Below are 15,395 nucleotides of genomic sequence, written 5' to 3' on the forward strand. Positions count from 1 at the left end.
ACTCCAGGGCCTCGCGCAGATCCGCCTCACGGATTTCGCGGCTCTTCGCGCCCCGCGTGGTGACCTCGACGGCCACCGAGCCGGTGAAACCACGGCCGGCGAGCGAGCGCAGCAGCTCGGCGCAGGGCTGGCCGCCCCGGCCCGGCACCAGGTGCTCGTCGCGCCCCTCCCCGGTGCCGTCGCCGAGGTGCACGTGCGCCAGACCCGCGCCCATCCGGTCGGCCATCGCCAGGGCGTCGGTGTGCGAGGCCGCGCAGTGCGACAGGTCCAGGGTGTAGGCGGCGTACCCGGTGTCGGTCGGATCCCAGCCCGGGACGTACGGGACGAACTGCCGGCCGGCCATCCGCACCGGGTACATGTTCTCCACCGGGAAACGCAGGTCGGGATACTCCCGGGCGATCGTGGCCAGGCCGTCGCCGAAGTTGCGCGCGTAGTCGCGCTGCCAGGTGAACGGCGGGTGCACCACCACGGTGGGCGCCCCCAGGGTCGAGGCCAGCTCCGCCGACCTGCGCAGCCGCTCCCACGGGTCGGGGCTCCACACCCGCTGGGTGACCAGCAGGCAGGGCGCGTGTACCGAGAGGACCGGCACACCGTAGTGCTCGGCGAGGCCGCGCAGCGCGCCGGCGTCCTGGCTGACGGCGTCGGTCCAGACCATCACCTCGACGCCGTCGTAGCCGAGCGCCGCGGCCAGCTGAAAGGCCGCCGCGGTCCGTTCAGGGAAGACCGAGGAACTGGACAGAAGAACGGGGACGCGGGAAGTCACACTCCCGAGGGTAACCGGGGCCGGCCCGCACGCTCGGGACGAGTGTCCGCAAACCGCCCAGAACGGCCGAGCGACGTCACATCGGCGCCAGCTGGTCCAGCCGGCTGAGGATGACCCCCTCCCGCAGCGCCCACGGACAGATGTCCAGCGACGGCACGTCGAGACGGCGCATCACCGCCTCGGCCACCACCGCCCCGGCGAGCAGCTGGTGCGCCCGCTGCGCGCTCACCCCCTCCAACTCCGGCAACGTGCCGGATGGGATGTGCCGGATGAAGCCGAGCACCTGGCGGAGTCCTCTCCGGGTGAGGCTGCGGGGAGCCCAGAGTCCCGCGCTCGACGGCGCCGCGCCGGCCAGCCGGGCCAGCGTCCGGAACGTCTTGGAGGTGGCTACCGGCCGCTCCCACCCCACCGCGGTCAGCTTGTCCACCACCGGATCGAGCAGTTCGTCGACGTACTCCCGCAGCTCCTCGACGGTCTCCGCCGACGGCGGGACGAGACCGGAAGGGTCTTCCCGCAGCCGCTCCCGGCTCAGCCGCCCGGCGCCCAGCGGCAGCGAGATCGCCACGTCCGGGTTCTCGTCGATGCCGGCGGCCAGTTCCAGCGAGCCGCCCCCGATGTCCATCGCCAGCAACCGCCCCGCCGACCAACCGAACCACCGCCGCACCGCGAGGAAGGTCATCCGCGCCTCGTCCGCGCCGGAGAGCACCTCCAGGCGTACGCCGGTGGCGTCCCGGACCCGGGTGAGCACCTCGGCGGCGTTGGTGGCGTCGCGGACCGCGCTGGTCGCGAAGGCCAGCAGGTCGTCGACGACCAGCCCGGTGGCCGCCGAGCGGGCCATGCCGACCGCCTGGACCAGACTTTCGGCGCCCTCCTCGGTCAACGCGCCGTCCGGGCCGATCTGCTCGGCCAGCCGGAGCACCACCTTCTCCGAGTGCGCCGGCCAGGGGTGCGCCCCCTGATGGGCGTCGACCACCAGCAAATGCACCGTGTTCGAACCGACGTCAAGGACACCCAGTCGCATGCCTCGACCTTAGGCCACCACGTTTCGGCTGCTCGCCGGCCAGCCGGCGGCACCGGGCGTACGCTGGTCCGGGTGACGAGCCAGGTGAAACCGCGGGCGCTGGTGGACGACCCCGACGACCCGCGCAGCCGCGAGGTGGGGCTGGACTTTCCGCGCGAGTGGATCGAGTTCCTCGACCCGGCCGACCCGAAGCACCTGGTCCGCGCCGACCTGACCTGGCTGCTGTCCCGCTGGACGTGCGTGTTCGGCAAGGGCTGTCACGGCATCGTCGCCGGCCGGGCCGCCGACGGCTGCTGCTCGCACGGCGCGTTCTTCACCGACGCCGACGACGAGAAGCGGGTCCGCGCCGCGGTCAAGCGGCTCACCCCGGCCACCTGGCAGCACTACCGCAGGGGCTTCAGGAACTGGACGGAGGCCGACACGATCGACGGCAAGAGCCCGGCCCGGCGCACCGCCACCCGGGCCGCCGACGCGCCGTGCGTCTTCCTCAACGACGCCGACTTCCCGGCCGGGGGCGGCTGCGCGCTGCACGCCCAGGCACTGCGTGACGGGGTGCACCCGCTGGAGTACAAGCCGGACGTCTGCTGGCAGCTGCCGATCCGCCGCGACCAGGAGTGGCACCAACGACCGGACAACACCAGGGTGCTGGTCTCCAGCCTGTCCGAGTTCGACCGGCGGGGCTGGGGCGCGGGCGGGCACGACCTGGACTGGTGGTGCACGTCGTCGTCCGACGCGCACGTCGGCGCCGAGCCGATGTACGTCTCGTACGGCCCGGAGCTGACCGCGCTGATCGGCGCGCCCGCGTACGCGAAACTCGCCGAACTGTGCGCGGCCCGACTCCGCCAGGGCCAGGTCGCCCCGCACCCGGCCACCGGCTGAACCGGACCGTCGCTCGCCCGAGCGGCAGCACCACCCCGGCGTGGTCGAGCGGCCTGGGCGCGCCCGGAGACGCCACCGTCCCCGGGCGGCACTCAGCCGGCCTTCACCGCGAGCACCGGGCAGCGCACCCGGAGCAGGACCTCCTGCGCCGCCGACCCCATGATGAGTTTGCCCACCGCGCTGCGGTGCCGGACCCCGATGACCACCAGCGAGATGTCCTCCGCCTCGACGATGTCGACGATCTCCTCCGCCGTGTCCCGGCCCCGGACCAGCTGCCGGACGCTGTGCGGCACCCCGGCGGCGGTCAGCTCCCGCACCACCCGCTCCAGGTCCGCCTCCTGGGCGAACCGCGGGTCGACGTACGCGTCGCCGCGCGAGGTGTTCACCACCAGCACCGGCTCGTCGCGGAACCGGGCCTGTTCCACGGCGGCCCGCAGCGCCGCCTCGCCCAGCGGCGAGGGCACGTACCCCACCAGCACGGTCATCCCGTCACCAACCTTCCCCGTAGCGGACGGACCACGAACCGTCCGACCAGCGGCCAGAGCAGCACAACCGCGACGATGGCGTAGATCGACCAGGAGACCCAGCCGCCGATCAGCCCGTGCAGCTCACCGCCGGAGAGCTGCAACGCCCGCCGACCCTGCAACTCGGCGCGCGGGCCGAGGATCACCCCGACGATCAGCGGCAGGATCGGCAGCCCGAAGCGGCGCATACCGAAGCCGAGCAGGCCGATGGTGAGCAGCAGGAACAGGTCGAACGGCGAGGCGTTGACCGCGTACGCGCCCATCGAGGCGAAGAAGATGATCCCGGCGTACAGGTAAGGGCGCGGGATCCGCAGCAGTTTCGCCCAGGCGGGGGCGAGCGGCAGGTTCAGCACCAGCAGCAGCAGGTTGCCGACGAAGAGGCTGGCGATCAGCGTCCAGACCAGGCCGGACTCCCGCTCGAAGAGCAGCGGTCCGGGTTGGATGCCGTACTGCTGGAAGGCGGCCAGCATCACCGCGGCGGTGGCGTTGGTGGGCAGGCCGATCGCCAGCAGCGGCACCAGCGTGCCGGCGGCGGAGGCGTTGTTGGCGGCCTCCGGGCCGGCGACGCCCTCGATCGCGCCCCGGCCGAACTCCTCCGGGTGCTTGGTCAGCTTCTTCTCGGTGACGTACGACAGGAAGGTGGGGATCTCCGCCCCGCCCGCCGGCACCGCGCCGAACGGGAAGCCGAAGGCGGTGCCGCGCAGCCACGGCTTCCAGGACCGTTGCCAGTCCTGCCGGCCCATCCACGGCTGGCCCACCGGGATCACCTCGGCGGCCCGCCGCCGCAGGTGGGCCGCGATCCAGAGCGCCTCGCCGACGGCGAAGATGCCCACCGCCACGACGACCACGTCGATGCCGTCGGCGAGCTGTGGAATCCCCAGGGTGAGCCGCTGCTGGCCGGTCTGGTCGATGCCGACCACACCGATGACCAGGCCGAGCAGCAGCGAGGCGAAACCGCGCACCCGGGACGCGCCGAGCACTGCGGTGACCGCCACGAACGCCAGCAGCATCAGCGCGAAGTAGTCCGGCGCGCCGAGGCTGATCGCGAACGACACCACCGGCGGGGTGACCACCACCAGCAGCAGGGTGGCGATGGTGCCGGCGACGAACGAGCCGATCGCGGCGGTGGCCAGGGCCTGCGCGGCCCGGCCGGCCTTGGCCATCTTGTTGCCCTCGATGGCGGTCACCACCGACGACGACTCACCGGGGGTGTTGAGCAGGATCGACGTGGTCGAGCCGCCGTACATGCCGCCGTAGAAGATGCCGGCGAACATGATGAACGCCTGGGTGGGCTCCATGCCGTAGGTGACCGGCAGCAGCAGCGCCACGGTCATCGCCGGCCCGATGCCGGGCAGCACGCCGACGGCGGTGCCGATGGTGACGCCGAGCAGCGCGATCAGCAGGTTCGTCGGGGTCACCACGTTGGCGAACCCGTCGAGCAGGTTGGCGAGGTTGTCCATCAGAGGATCCCTTGCAGCACACCGGCGGGCAGGTTGACGCCGAGCCCGATGGCGAACGTGTAGAAGGTGATCAGCGCCAGCGCGACGGCGATCAACAGGTTGCGCACGTAGTGCCGGTTACCGAGGGCGAACGCCGTGCCCCAGAAGAGCAGCGTCCCGCTGATCACCCAACCGAGCCGGTCGATCAGCACCGCGTTGACCAGGAACGCCCCGATCAACAGCAGCACCGTCCGCCAGTCGACGGGGGTGGTCAGGTCGACGTCCTCGCCGGCCTCCGGCTCGCCCGAGCCGCCTCGGGCCACGTCCACGGCGTACACCGCCGCGACGATCAGCAGCAGCACGCCGAGCAGGATCGGCACCGGTTTCGGACCGATCGGGTCGGCGCTGCCGAGCGCCGACCCGATCCGGGTCGCGTCGATGATCACCAGAGCGCCGACCAGGGCGAGGAACGCGCAGACGGCGTACTGCGCTCGGTCACCGCCCGGGGCCGACCCGGTCCGGTCGATGGCGGCGTCCTCGGCGGCGGGCCCCGCCGACCCGGCGGCGGGCCCCGCCGGGTCGGCGGCCGGCGGCTCCGCGGCCGGGGTCGGCGGGGAGGGGGGTTGATCCGCCTGCCCCCGGCGCGCCGCCGCCTGGTCCGGCACGGTCGGTTCCGCCGACCGGGGCGGCAGGCCGCCGCCCCGGTCCGGTCGGGTCGTCCTGCCGGTCATGCCAGTCCGAGCTGCTTGAGCAGGTCGGCGACGGACTTGTCCTGCTCGGTGAGGAAGGTGGCGAACTCGTCGCCGGTGACGAAGGCATCGGTCCAGCCGCGCTTGGTCAGTTCGGCCTTCCACTCGTCCGACTCGTGCATCCTGGTCAGCGCGTCGATCCAGACCTGCTTGTCGGCGTCGCTGATCCCGGGCGGCGCGACGATGCCCCGCCAGTTGGTGAAGACCAGGTCGATGCCGGACGACTTGAGCGTCGGTACGTCCTTGAGCGCCTCGACCGGCTCCTCGCTGGTCACCGCGAGGACCCGGATCTGACCGGCCTGGACCTGGTCGAGGAACTCGCCGAAGCCGCTGGCGCCGAAGGCAACCTTGCCGCCGAGCACGGCCGGCAGCAACTCGCCGCCGCCGTCGTAGGTGACGTAGTTGACCTGGCGGGGGTCGATGCCGACGGTCTTGGCGAGCTGCATGGGCAGCAGGTGGTCGGGACCGCCGGGTGAGGAGCCGCCACCGACTGCGATCTTCTTCGGGTCCGCCTTCCAGGCCGCGATCAGGTCGGCAACCGTCCGGTACGGGGAGTCCTTCGGCACCACGATGGCGCCGGCCTCCTCGATCAGCTTCGCCAGCGGGGTGGTCTGGGTGAGCGTGGCCGCCGACTTGGAGGTGTACGAGGCCCCGACGACGCCCAGCCCCATCTGCATGGCGAGCCTGCCGTTGCCCTTCTCGTTGACCGTCCGTTGCAGGCCCACGGTGCCGCCCGCGCCGGGCAGGTTGAACACCTGGACGCCGGTGGCGATCTTGGCGTCCTCCATCACCTTGGCCGCGGTGCGGGCGGTGGTGTCGTAGCCGCCACCGGGGGTGTTCGGCACCATGATCCGCAGTCCGGAGACCGGCTTGCCGTTCCCACCGCCGGACGAGCCCTCGTTCTTGTCGGCGGTGGCCCCGCACCCGGCCAGGGCCACCGCCGTGGCGGCAGCGGCACCGATGGCCAGCAGTTTTATCCGAGTTGCCATCTTGTTTCTCTTCCGTTTCGAAGGAGTCCGGCGGCAAGATGATGGCCCCCGGGCGGACGCCGCGTCTGCCTTCTGTCACCAGCGAACATTGAGGTCTTTGTGGTCACGATCACGCCCCGCCGCACGCTGGCCGGGCAGTTGCTCGTTCTCCAGCTCGCGATCGTGGTCGTCGTGCTGGTGGCGGTGGCCGCCGTGTCGCTGGCCCAGTCCGCGGCCACCTTCAACCGGGTGGAGGGCCGACGGGTGGCCGCCCTCGGCGAGCAGCTCGCCGGCAGCCCGCTGCTGCGCGACCAGCTCAACCAGCCGGCCCCGGCGGAGCTGGTCGCTCCGCTGGTGCAGAGCACCCTCGACCAGTCCGGGGTGACCTCGGTGACGGTGGCGGACGCCCGGGGCCGGGTGGTCGCCTCCACCGACCCGACGCTGGTGGGCAGCCCGCTGGTGCTCGGCGACCCCCGGGTGGCGCAGGGCCGCGCCTGGTCCGGCGAGCTGGAGCTCGGCGGCTCGCGGGAGTTGGTGGCCCAGGTGCCGGTGCTCGGCGCCGATGAGAAGAAGAAGAACGTGGGCCGGCACCTGGGCGTGGTGACCATCGGCGAGGCCGCGCCGAGCTGGTCGGCGCGGCTGGTCGGTGCCTCCTCGTACCTGTTCACCTATCTCGGTATCGCCAGCGTGCTGGGGGTGGTCGGCTCCTGGCTGCTGGCCCGGCGGATCAAACGGCAGACGCTCGGGCTGGAGCCGCGCGAGATCGCCGGCCTGGCCGAGCACCGGGAGGCGCTGCTGCACGGCATCGCCGAGGGGGTGATCGCGCTCGACCCCCAGCTGCGGGTCACGCTGGTGAACTCGGTCGGCCGGCGACTGTTGGACCTGCCGGAGGACTGCCTCGGGCGTAGCCTCGCCGACCTGCGCATCGGCGGCCGGCTGCGGGACGTGCTGGCCAGCACCGGCAGCGAACCGGACGCTCGGGACGAGGTGGTGGTCCGGCGCGGCCGGGTGCTGGTGATGAACCGGATGACGGTCAGCAAGGACGGCCGGCGGCTCGGCTCGGTGACCACCTTGCGGGACCGCACCGAGTTGGCCCGGCTGGAGCAGGAGATCGGCTCGTTCCGCAGCACCGCCGAGTTGCTCCGCGCGCAGACCCACGAGTTCGCCAACCAGCTGCACACCATCTCCGGGCTGATCCAGATCGGCGAGTACGACGAGGTGGTCCGCTACGTCGACGCGCTGAGCCGGCACCGGGCCTCGCTCGACCTGACGGTGACCAGCCGGATCCACGACACGGCGGTGGCCGCGCTGCTGATGGCGAAGTCCGCGGCGGCCGCCGAGCGCCGGGTGGAGCTGCGGATATCCGAGCGGACCGGCCTGGAGCGGCTGGAACCGGCCATCGCCGCAGACGTGGCGACGGTGCTGGGCAACCTGGTGGACAACGCCGTCGAGGCGGTCGCCGGAGGTGATCCGCTGGGCCGGGGCGAGCCGGTGGACGGCGAGCCACCCGCCTGGGTCGAGGTGGAGCTGCGCCGGGACGCCTCCTCGGTGGAGATCGTGGTCCGGGACTCCGGGCCCGGGGTCGCCCCCGAGCTGGCCCAGGAGGTCTTTACCCACGGCTTCACCACGAAGGCCGCCCAGGGCGGTGAGCGGGGCATCGGCCTGGCGCTCACCCGCCTGGTCTGTCACCGTCGGGGCGGCGAGGTGGCGGTGGCGAACACCGAGGAGGGAGCGATGTTCACGGCCCGGATGTCGGTGACCGGCACGATGGAGGCGGCCCGGTGATCGACGTGCTGGTCGTGGACGACGATTTCATGGTCGCCCGGATCCATCGCGGTTTCGTGGAACGCGTCGCCGGTTTCCGGGTGGTGGGCACGGCGAGCACCGGCGAGGAGGCGGTGGCCGCCGTCGGCGAACTCCGCCCCGACCTGGTGCTGCTCGACCTCTATTTGCCCGACATGTTCGGGCTGGACGTGGTGACCCGGCTGCGGGCCGCCAGGCACGACTGCGACGTGCTGGTGATCAGCGCGGCCCGGGAGGCCGAGGCGGTGCGCCGGGCGGTCCGCTACGGCGCGGTCAACTACCTGCTCAAGCCGTTCGGCTTCGACGAGCTGCGGACCCGGCTGGAGCAGTACGCGGCCCGACGCAACGCGCTGCGCGCGACGGTGGTGGCCGACCAGGCCGACGTCGACCGGGTGTTGTCGCGCAGCGGCACGCAGTTCGCCACCTCGGCGCTGCCCCGGGGCCTCAGCGCGGAGACCGCCGAGCTGGTGGAGCGGGCGCTGCGGGACCACTCCGGCACCCTCTCGGCGGCCGAGTGCGCCGGGGCGGTCGGTATCTCCCGGGTCAGCGCCCGCCGCTACCTGGAGCACTTCGCGGACACCGGCCGGGCGGAGGTAACCCTGCGGTACGGCTCGGCCGGCCGTCCGGAGCGCCGCTACGGCTGGGTGGGCTGACGGCCTACGGCTCGAACTTGTAGCCGAGGCCCCGCACGGTGACGATGTACCGGGGCGCGGACGGCTCCGGTTCGAGCTTGGAGCGCAGCCGCTTGACGTGCACGTCCAGGGTCTTGGTGTCGCCGACGTAGTCGGCGCCCCAAACCCGGTCGATGAGCTGACCCCGGGTGAGCACCCGGCCGGCGTTGCGCAGCAGCAGCTCCAGCAGCTCGAACTCCTTGAGCGGGAGCTGGACGGGCGCGCCGTCGACGGTCACCACGTGCCGCTCGATGTCCATCCGGACCGGGCCGGCGGCCAGCGTCGGCGTGCCCGTCTCGGCCACCTCGGTGCTCTGCCGCCGCAGCACGGCACGGATCCGGGCGACCAACTCCCGGGGCGAGTACGGCTTGGTGACGTAGTCGTCGGCCCCGATCTCCAGGCCGACCACCTTGTCGATCTCGCTGTCCCGCGCGGTGACCATGATGATCGGCACGTGTGAGCGCTGCCGCAGCTGCCGGCAGACCTCGGTGCCGGACATCTCGGGGAGCATCAGGTCGAGCAGGACGATGTCCGCGCCGGTCCGGTCGAACTCGGTGAGGGCGGAGGGGCCGGTCGCGGCGACGGACACCTCGAAGCCCTCCTTGCGAAGCATGTACGACAGGGCGTCGGAGAACGACTCCTCGTCCTCGACCACCAGTACGCGGCTCAACGGGGTGCTTCCTTTCCTTGGTCAGACCTGCCGGAGCTCGGCCGGGCCGGCCTCGATCCCAGCCGACGGCAGTATCGGCTCCAGGTCGTCCGGGGGTCCCGCGGGTAGCCGGAGGGTGAACGTCGACCCCCCGCCAAGGGTGCTCGACACCTCCACCCGGCCGCCGTGGTTGCTGGCGATGTGCTTGACGATGGCCAGGCCGAGCCCGGTGCCCCCGGTGGCCCGAGAGCGGGCCTGGTCGGCCCGGTAGAACCGTTCGAAGATCCGGTCGACGTCGGTCGGGGCGATGCCGATGCCCTGGTCGGCGACGGCGATCTGGACGTGCTCGTCGTCGGTCCGGATGGCGACCCGGACGGTGGTGCCGTCCCCGGAGTAGTTGACCGCGTTCTCCACGAGGTTGGCCACGGCGGTGGCGAGCTGGGTGTCACTGCCGTAGACGGTGAGCCCCTTCTCCCCCTCGACGACCACCTGGATGTTGCGGGCGGAGGCGGCGGTCCGGGTCCGGTCGATCACCTCGGCGAGCACCCAGTCCACGGCGACCGGCTCGGGCGCGGGCTGCGGCTCGGCGCCCTGGAGCCGGGTGAGTTCCAGCAGCTCCTGCACCAGCCGGCCCAGCCGGGTGGACTCGTGCTGGATCCGCTCGGCGAATCGGCGGGCGGCGACGAGATCCTCGGAGAGGTCGGGGGCGCTGGCCGAGGCCGGTTCGGTGGCGTCCAGCAGCGCCTCGGCGAGCAGTTGCAGCGCGCCGATCGGGGTTTTCAGCTCGTGGCTGACGTTGGCCACGAAGTCGCGGCGTACCCGGGCGAGCCGGTGCGACTCGGTGACGTCGGCGGCCTCGACGGAGATGTAGCCGGCGCCGAGCCCCATCGCCCGCAGGTGCACGCCGAGCGGGTTGTCGCCGGCGTTGTCGCGGCCGCGCGGCAGGTCCAGTTCGATTTCGCGCCGCACCCCGGTGCGGCGCACCTGCCCGGCGAGGGTACGGATCAGAGGGTGGGCGGCGATGGAGCCGGGCGTGGCGCCGGTGCGCAGCAGCCCCATCGCCCGGGCGGCCGGGTTGACCAGGACAGGCACGTCGTCCGGGTCGAGCACCACCACGCCGGCGCGTAGTGAGTCGATCGTCTTGCGGCCGAGCCCGGACAGCCCGCCCTGCTGGTCGTCAGGAATCCCGGGCCTCCCCATGCTCCACCGGGAGCCAGCGCTCCCCGGCGACGCCGGTCGGCGCCGCCACGACCCCAGGTGCCCGGACAGCACGAGCCCGGCGACCAGTCCGGTCGCCAACGCCACGGCCACCGCGGCGGCCACCGCCCATTCCACCTGGCGATCGTAGAGTCATTGTTAACCTAAGGAACGCCCAGATCAGGACGAACTACTCTCACTTCCGCAGAAGTTCACTCGTGAGTCCCGCGTCGTTCACCACAGTTCACCTCGGATCCGCCCCCCCGGCCTACCGTGGGCCGCGCACCGCTGACGACACCCGCCGGAACTCCGGCGGCCACCGAAACCCCAGGAAGTGACGATGCGCGACGAGTTCCGGGCCGACCTGCAGATTGTCAGCCAACTGCTGGTGGACATGGCAGAGGGGGTGCGCGCCGCCATGCACCGGGCCACCCGCGGCCTGCTCAAGGCCGACCGCGAGGCGTCGGAGGCCGTCATCGCGCGGGACGCCGAGATCGACGGCCTCTACCGGCAGGTCGAGGAGCGGGTCTGCGACCTGCTGGCCCGTCAGGCTCCGGTCGCCTCCGACCTGCGCGCCATGATCACCGCGCTGCACGTCGCCGCCGACCTCGAGCGGATGGGTGACCTCGCCGACCACGTCGCGAAGACGGCGCTGCGCCGACACCCTTCGCCGGCCGTGCCGGCCGAGCTGCGGCCGGTCTTCAACGACATGGCCGCCATCGCCGACCGAATGGCCGAAAAGATCGCCAAGGTGCTGGCCAGCCCCGACGCCGACCTCGCCGCCGAACTGGACAGCGACGACGACGCCATGGACGACCTGCACAAGAGCCTCTTCGGCGTCCTGCTCGGCGAGGACTGGCCGTACGGGGTGGAGACGGCGATCGACGCGACCCTGCTCGGCCGCTTCTACGAGCGCTTCGCCGACCACGCGGTGAACGCCGGCGAGCACGTGGTGTACCTGATCACCGGGGAGGCGGCGGCCGCACCCAACTGACCCCGGGCACGGCGAAGGCCCCCGGCGTCCCGGGGGCCTTCGCCGTTCGCGTCAGCGACCCTGGTTGGCGACCGCGGCTGCGGCCTCCCTGGCGGCCTCCGGGTCGAGGTACGTCCCGCCGAGAACCTGCGGACGCAGATCCGGGGCGAGGTCGTAGCGCAGCGGGATGCCGGTGGGGATGTTCAGCTTGGCGATCGCCTCGTCGCTGATCTGGTCGAGGTGTTTGACCAGCGCGCGCAGCGAGTTGCCGTGCGCGGCGACCAGCACGGTGCGGCCGGCCAGGATGTCCGGCACGATCGAGTCGTACCAGTACGGCAGCATCCGCTCCACGACGTCCTTGAGGCACTCGGTGCGCGGCATCAGCTCGCTGGGCAGCAGTGCGTAGCGCGGGTCGCCGGCCTGTGACCACTCGGCGTCGTCGGCGATCGCCGGCGGCGGCGTGTCGTACGAGCGGCGCCAGAGCATGAACTGCTCCTCGCCGTACTCGTCCAGGGTCTGCTTCTTGTTCTTGCCCTGCAGTGCGCCGTAGTGCCGCTCGTTGAGCCGCCACGACCGGCGCACCGCGATCCAGTGCCGGTCGGCGGCGTTCAGCGCCAGCTCGGCGGTGCGGATCGCGCGCCGCAGCACGCTCGTGTGCACCACGTCCGGCAGCAGGCCGTGCTCGCGCAGCAGCTCACCACCGCGGCGTGCCTCCGCCTCGCCCTTGGCGGTCAGGTCGACGTCGACCCAACCGGTGAAGAGGTTCTTCGCGTTCCAGTCGCTCTCGCCGTGCCGCAGCAGGACCAGCGTCCCGACCGTGGGCCCTTCGCTCGCAGTCATGCCGGTCATCCTGCCGCACTCCGCTGCAGGACACGCGGGCAGTGGTGGTGACGACCACCACGTGGAAAACCCGATGACCTGCGAAATGCCCCGGCACTAGGTTGTAAGGCGCTTGAACTTGGTCGGTCATTACCTGAGCGGGGGCGCGGACGTGCGGACGGTGCGGGACTGGTTCCGGGACACGACGGGTGGGCTGCCGAGGGCCTTCTGGTATCTCTGGACCGGCACCCTGGTCAACCGGCTCGGCTCGTTCGTGCTGATCTTCCTCGCCATCTACCTGACCCGGGAGCGCGGCTTCTCGGACACCCAGGCCGGGCTGGTGCTGGGCCTGTGGGGCGTGGGCGGCGCGGTCGGCACCACCGTCGGCGGCACCCTGGCCGATCGCTGGGGACGCCGACCCACCCTGCTCACCGCGCACCTCGGCGCGGCCACCATGATGCTCGCGCTCGGCCTGGCCCGCCCGCTCTGGGCGATCGCGGCGGGCGCGCTGCTGCTCGGCATGTTCGCCGAGGCAGCCCGGCCGGCGTTCGGCGCGATGATGGTCGACGTGGTTCCGGCGACCGACCGGCTGCGGGCGTTCTCGCTGAACTACTGGGCGATCAACCTCGGCTTCGCCTGCGCCGCGGTCCTCGCCGGTCTCGCCGCCCAGGCCGGTTACCTGCTGCTCTTCGTGGTGGACGCGGCCACCACGCTGGTCACCGCGTTGATCATCTTTACTCGGGTGAAGGAGACCCGCCGGGCCACCGCCCCGGCCGGAGCCAAGAGCGGCCCCGCTCCCGCCGGGGCGTGGCGCACCATCCTCACCGACCGTGTCTTCCTGGGTTTCGTGGTGCTCAACCTGTTCGGCGCGCTGGTCTTCCTCCAGCACATCTCGATGCTGCCGATCACGATGGGCGAGTCCGGCCTGAGCCCGGCCACCTACGGCTCGGTGATCGCGCTCAACGGGGTCCTGATCGTGGTCGGGCAACTCTTCGTGCCCCGGCTGATCCGGGGACGGAACCGCTCGCGCGTGCTCGCCCTGTCCGCGGTGGTGATGGGCGTCGGCTTCGGGCTGACCGCGTTCGCCGAGGCGGCCTGGTTCTACGGGCTGACCGTGCTGATCTGGACCGTCGGCGAGATGCTCAACTCGCCCTCCAACGCCACCCTGATCGCCGAGCTCTCCCCCGACGAGCTGCGCGGCCGCTATCAGGGCGTGCTCTCGCTCTCCTGGCAGGTTGCCGGCGCGGCGGCACCGGTGCTCGGCGGGCTGGTCCGGGAGCACGCCGGCAACGCGATGCTCTGGCTGGGCTGTGCGGTCATCGGCGGGCTGATGGCGGTCGCCCACCTGGTCTCCGGGCCGGCCCGGGAGCGGCGCGCCGCTCGGCTCCGCCCGCCGGCGGAGCCGGTGGTGCCGGTCACCGCCGTCCGGCCGCCGGCCCCCGCGGTGGCCGAGGCCGCGGCCACCACCCCGGCCCCGACCCTCTGAGGCACGGGACTCCACCCAATGACGTCGGGCAACCGGTCGATCCGTACCCGACACCACCCACCGACCGAACTCCACCCGACGACCGAACTCCAGCCTCGGTCGAACTCCAGCCTCGGTCGAACTCCAGCCTCGGTCGAATTCCCATGATCGAGTCCCCCGCGATCGACTCCGCGACCCGTGGCCGGCTCCGGGTCGACGTCCGGCACCGCCGCCGATCGCGCAATCGGCTCCGCGCGCCCGCGGCCGACTCCGCCCGTGATCGACTCCGCCCGCGGCCGACTCCGCCCGTGATCGACTCCGCCCACGGCCGACTCCGCCCGCGATCGACTCCGCCCGCGGCCGACTCCGCCCAATGATTGACTCCGCCTACCGCAAACCGCGCTATCCGCCTCACTGCACACCGCGGAATGGCGCAAACGGAGATGGGAACAGGCACGGGCACCGGGGACGGGCACGGGCGTGAGGCCCAACGGCGGAGCGCCCACCACGACCGTGGTCGTGATGGGCGCTCGTACCGCCTGCCCGGCGGCGGCGGGCGACACTCACCCCCGTAAGCGTCGCCCGCTCGCGCCGCCGGTTCCCGGGTGGCACCGTCCCCCAACGGTGTGCTCCACCCGACTGGCGCCTCGCTCGGTGCACGGATCTGATCGATCCACCGCTCCCCCGAACGGTTCCGAGCGTGACGCGGTGCAATAAAGTTAGTTCGCCCGGATTCCGGTTTCAACCCAGATCACTGTCTCGCCGGTCACAGCACTGTTGTCCGCTCCGGCGTGGGTATGCCCGGCACGCCGTGGTCAACAGGGTGTTCCCGCATACCATTCCCGTAAACCTCAGGCATCCTCCCGATCGGGCGACTCCGTACGGAAGAAGTTGCTCTGCCGCCCGTCGCGCAACTGCTCCTGATAGATCAGATTCAGCTTCCGCGCCTCGAACGTCCGGAACCAGTCGTCCCAGGTGATGACCCGCACCCGGCTGCTCTCCCGGTAGCCCGGGATCTCGAAGGTGAGCACACCCGGCCGGCCGTCCCGCTCGGTGCCGGCGATGGTCGCCGGCCGGGCCCCCCGGGCCCGGGCCCAGTTCCGGATGACCTCGTGGTTGGTGGTGACCAGGCTGCGGCCGGGCCGCTCGGGACGGTCCGTCGGTGCGGCGATCAGTTGCGACGACCGTACCGACCGGGACGTGCCGCCGCCGGTGCGCGCCTTCGTGGCAACCCGGCCCGCCGCACCCGACGCGGATCTCCCGGACGTCGCCTTCGCCCGCGACGTCGACGCGGCTCCCGCCCGCGCGGGCTTCGCGGGCGCGGCCTTCGCCCGGGAAGGCGCAGCGGCCTTCACCCGGGACACAGCGGTGCCCCCAGCGCGCGCGGTCGTTGCCCTGCGGGCAGCCGGGGCGCTCTTGCGGGCCGGAGCCGCCTTACGCGCCGGAGCCGGCGCGGCCTTCGCCCGCCCCGACGC

General features: G+C 72.3%; 14 protein-coding genes and 1 pseudogene. 5 read left to right on the top strand and 10 right to left on the bottom strand.

The window, feature by feature from the left end:
- Positions 1–763 (bottom strand): sugar phosphate isomerase/epimerase (locus tag E1193_RS22100; RefSeq protein ID WP_132185099.1); only part of this gene is annotated, 763 nt, incomplete at its 3' end.
- A 76-nt stretch (positions 764–839) separates the two neighbouring features.
- Positions 840–1,784 (bottom strand): Ppx/GppA phosphatase family protein, encoded by a 945-nt coding sequence (locus tag E1193_RS22105; RefSeq protein WP_132185100.1) that lies wholly within the window; start codon positions 1,782–1,784, stop codon positions 840–842.
- Positions 1,785–1,856: 72 nt separating this feature from the next.
- Here E1193_RS22105 and E1193_RS22110 point away from each other — a divergent pair, with 72 nt between their 5' ends.
- On the top strand, positions 1,857–2,663 hold the full coding sequence (locus E1193_RS22110) for a hypothetical protein (RefSeq protein ID WP_132185101.1): 807 nt from the start codon (positions 1,857–1,859) through the stop codon (positions 2,661–2,663).
- A 92-nt stretch (positions 2,664–2,755) separates the two neighbouring features.
- Here the strand turns inward: E1193_RS22110 and E1193_RS22115 are convergent, their stop codons facing one another.
- Genes E1193_RS22115 through E1193_RS22130 form a run of 4 tightly spaced genes read right to left on the bottom strand, consistent with a single transcriptional unit; the run spans position 2,756 to position 6,364 of the window.
- Entirely contained in the window at positions 2,756–3,148 is a 393-nt protein-coding gene (locus E1193_RS22115; RefSeq protein WP_132185102.1) for a universal stress protein, read from the bottom strand.
- Positions 3,145–4,647 carry a tripartite tricarboxylate transporter permease gene (locus E1193_RS22120; protein WP_132185103.1) on the bottom strand — a complete coding sequence of 501 codons (1,503 nt, stop codon included), beginning with the start codon at positions 4,645–4,647 and terminating at the stop codon, positions 3,145–3,147. The genes E1193_RS22115 and E1193_RS22120 overlap by 4 nt, the downstream gene beginning before the upstream one ends.
- Positions 4,647–5,357 carry a tripartite tricarboxylate transporter TctB family protein gene (locus E1193_RS22125; protein WP_132185104.1) on the bottom strand — a complete coding sequence of 237 codons (711 nt, stop codon included), beginning with the start codon at positions 5,355–5,357 and terminating at the stop codon, positions 4,647–4,649. The genes E1193_RS22120 and E1193_RS22125 overlap by 1 nt, the downstream gene beginning before the upstream one ends.
- Positions 5,354–6,364, bottom strand: coding sequence for a tripartite tricarboxylate transporter substrate binding protein (locus E1193_RS22130; RefSeq protein ID WP_132185105.1), 1,011 nt, complete (start codon positions 6,362–6,364; stop codon positions 5,354–5,356). Before E1193_RS22130 ends, E1193_RS22125 begins: the two co-directional genes overlap by 4 nt.
- A gap of 99 nt (positions 6,365–6,463) precedes the next feature.
- Here E1193_RS22130 and E1193_RS22135 point away from each other — a divergent pair, with 99 nt between their 5' ends.
- Both E1193_RS22135 and E1193_RS22140 read left to right on the top strand, forming a co-directional pair.
- Entirely contained in the window at positions 6,464–8,128 is a 1,665-nt protein-coding gene (locus E1193_RS22135) for an ATP-binding protein (RefSeq protein ID WP_132185106.1), read from the top strand.
- Positions 8,125–8,799, top strand: coding sequence for a response regulator (locus tag E1193_RS22140; protein WP_132185107.1), 675 nt, complete (start codon positions 8,125–8,127; stop codon positions 8,797–8,799). The genes E1193_RS22135 and E1193_RS22140 overlap by 4 nt, the downstream gene beginning before the upstream one ends.
- 4 nt (positions 8,800–8,803) lie before the next feature.
- Here the strand turns inward: E1193_RS22140 and E1193_RS22145 are convergent, their stop codons facing one another.
- Positions 8,804–9,487, bottom strand: a complete 684-nt coding sequence (locus tag E1193_RS22145) for a response regulator transcription factor (protein WP_132185108.1) — start codon at positions 9,485–9,487, stop codon at positions 8,804–8,806.
- A 21-nt stretch (positions 9,488–9,508) separates the two neighbouring features.
- Positions 9,509–10,789: an ATP-binding protein gene (locus E1193_RS22150; protein ID WP_132185111.1), complete on the bottom strand. Its 1,281-nt coding sequence runs from the start codon at positions 10,787–10,789 to the stop codon at positions 9,509–9,511.
- A 214-nt stretch (positions 10,790–11,003) separates the two neighbouring features.
- On the opposite strand from E1193_RS22150, the gene phoU reads away from it, so the two are divergent.
- The gene (gene phoU, locus E1193_RS22155; protein ID WP_132185109.1) at positions 11,004–11,657 is read left to right on the top strand and encodes a phosphate signaling complex protein PhoU; all 654 of its coding nucleotides are present in this window, start codon (positions 11,004–11,006) and stop codon (positions 11,655–11,657) included.
- Between the two features lie 51 nt (positions 11,658–11,708).
- Here the strand turns inward: phoU and E1193_RS22160 are convergent, their stop codons facing one another.
- Positions 11,709–12,476 (bottom strand): phosphoglyceromutase, encoded by a 768-nt coding sequence (locus tag E1193_RS22160; RefSeq protein ID WP_132185110.1) that lies wholly within the window; start codon positions 12,474–12,476, stop codon positions 11,709–11,711.
- 151 nt (positions 12,477–12,627) lie between these two features.
- On the opposite strand from E1193_RS22160, the gene E1193_RS22165 reads away from it, so the two are divergent.
- Positions 12,628–13,941: an MFS transporter gene (locus tag E1193_RS22165; protein WP_132185112.1), complete on the top strand. Its 1,314-nt coding sequence runs from the start codon at positions 12,628–12,630 to the stop codon at positions 13,939–13,941.
- 830 nt (positions 13,942–14,771) lie between these two features.
- Here E1193_RS22165 and E1193_RS33340 read toward each other — a convergent pair.
- Positions 14,772–15,395: pseudogene (locus tag E1193_RS33340) on the bottom strand (hypothetical protein); the annotation flags it as partial.

It is taken from the genome of Micromonospora sp. KC606 (genome assembly GCF_004348675.1).
In the GTDB taxonomy this organism is placed as follows: Bacteria; Actinomycetota; Actinomycetes; order Mycobacteriales; family Micromonosporaceae; genus Micromonospora.

Excerpts from the sequence above, each read along its gene's own strand:
- E1193_RS22105 (WP_132185100.1), bottom strand. The coding sequence starts at position 1,784 with ATGCGACTGGGTGTCCTTGACGTCGGTTCGAACACGGTGCATTTGCTG.
- E1193_RS22115 (WP_132185102.1), bottom strand. The coding sequence starts at position 3,148 with ATGACCGTGCTGGTGGGGTACGTGCCCTCGCCGCTGGGCGAGGCGGCG.
- E1193_RS22120 (WP_132185103.1), bottom strand. The coding sequence starts at position 4,647 with ATGGACAACCTCGCCAACCTGCTCGACGGGTTCGCCAACGTGGTGACC.
- E1193_RS22125 (WP_132185104.1), bottom strand. The coding sequence starts at position 5,357 with ATGACCGGCAGGACGACCCGACCGGACCGGGGCGGCGGCCTGCCGCCC.
- E1193_RS22130 (WP_132185105.1), bottom strand. The coding sequence starts at position 6,364 with ATGGCAACTCGGATAAAACTGCTGGCCATCGGTGCCGCTGCCGCCACG.
- phoU (WP_132185109.1), top strand. The coding sequence starts at position 11,004 with ATGCGCGACGAGTTCCGGGCCGACCTGCAGATTGTCAGCCAACTGCTG.
- E1193_RS22160 (WP_132185110.1), bottom strand. The coding sequence starts at position 12,476 with ATGACTGCGAGCGAAGGGCCCACGGTCGGGACGCTGGTCCTGCTGCGG.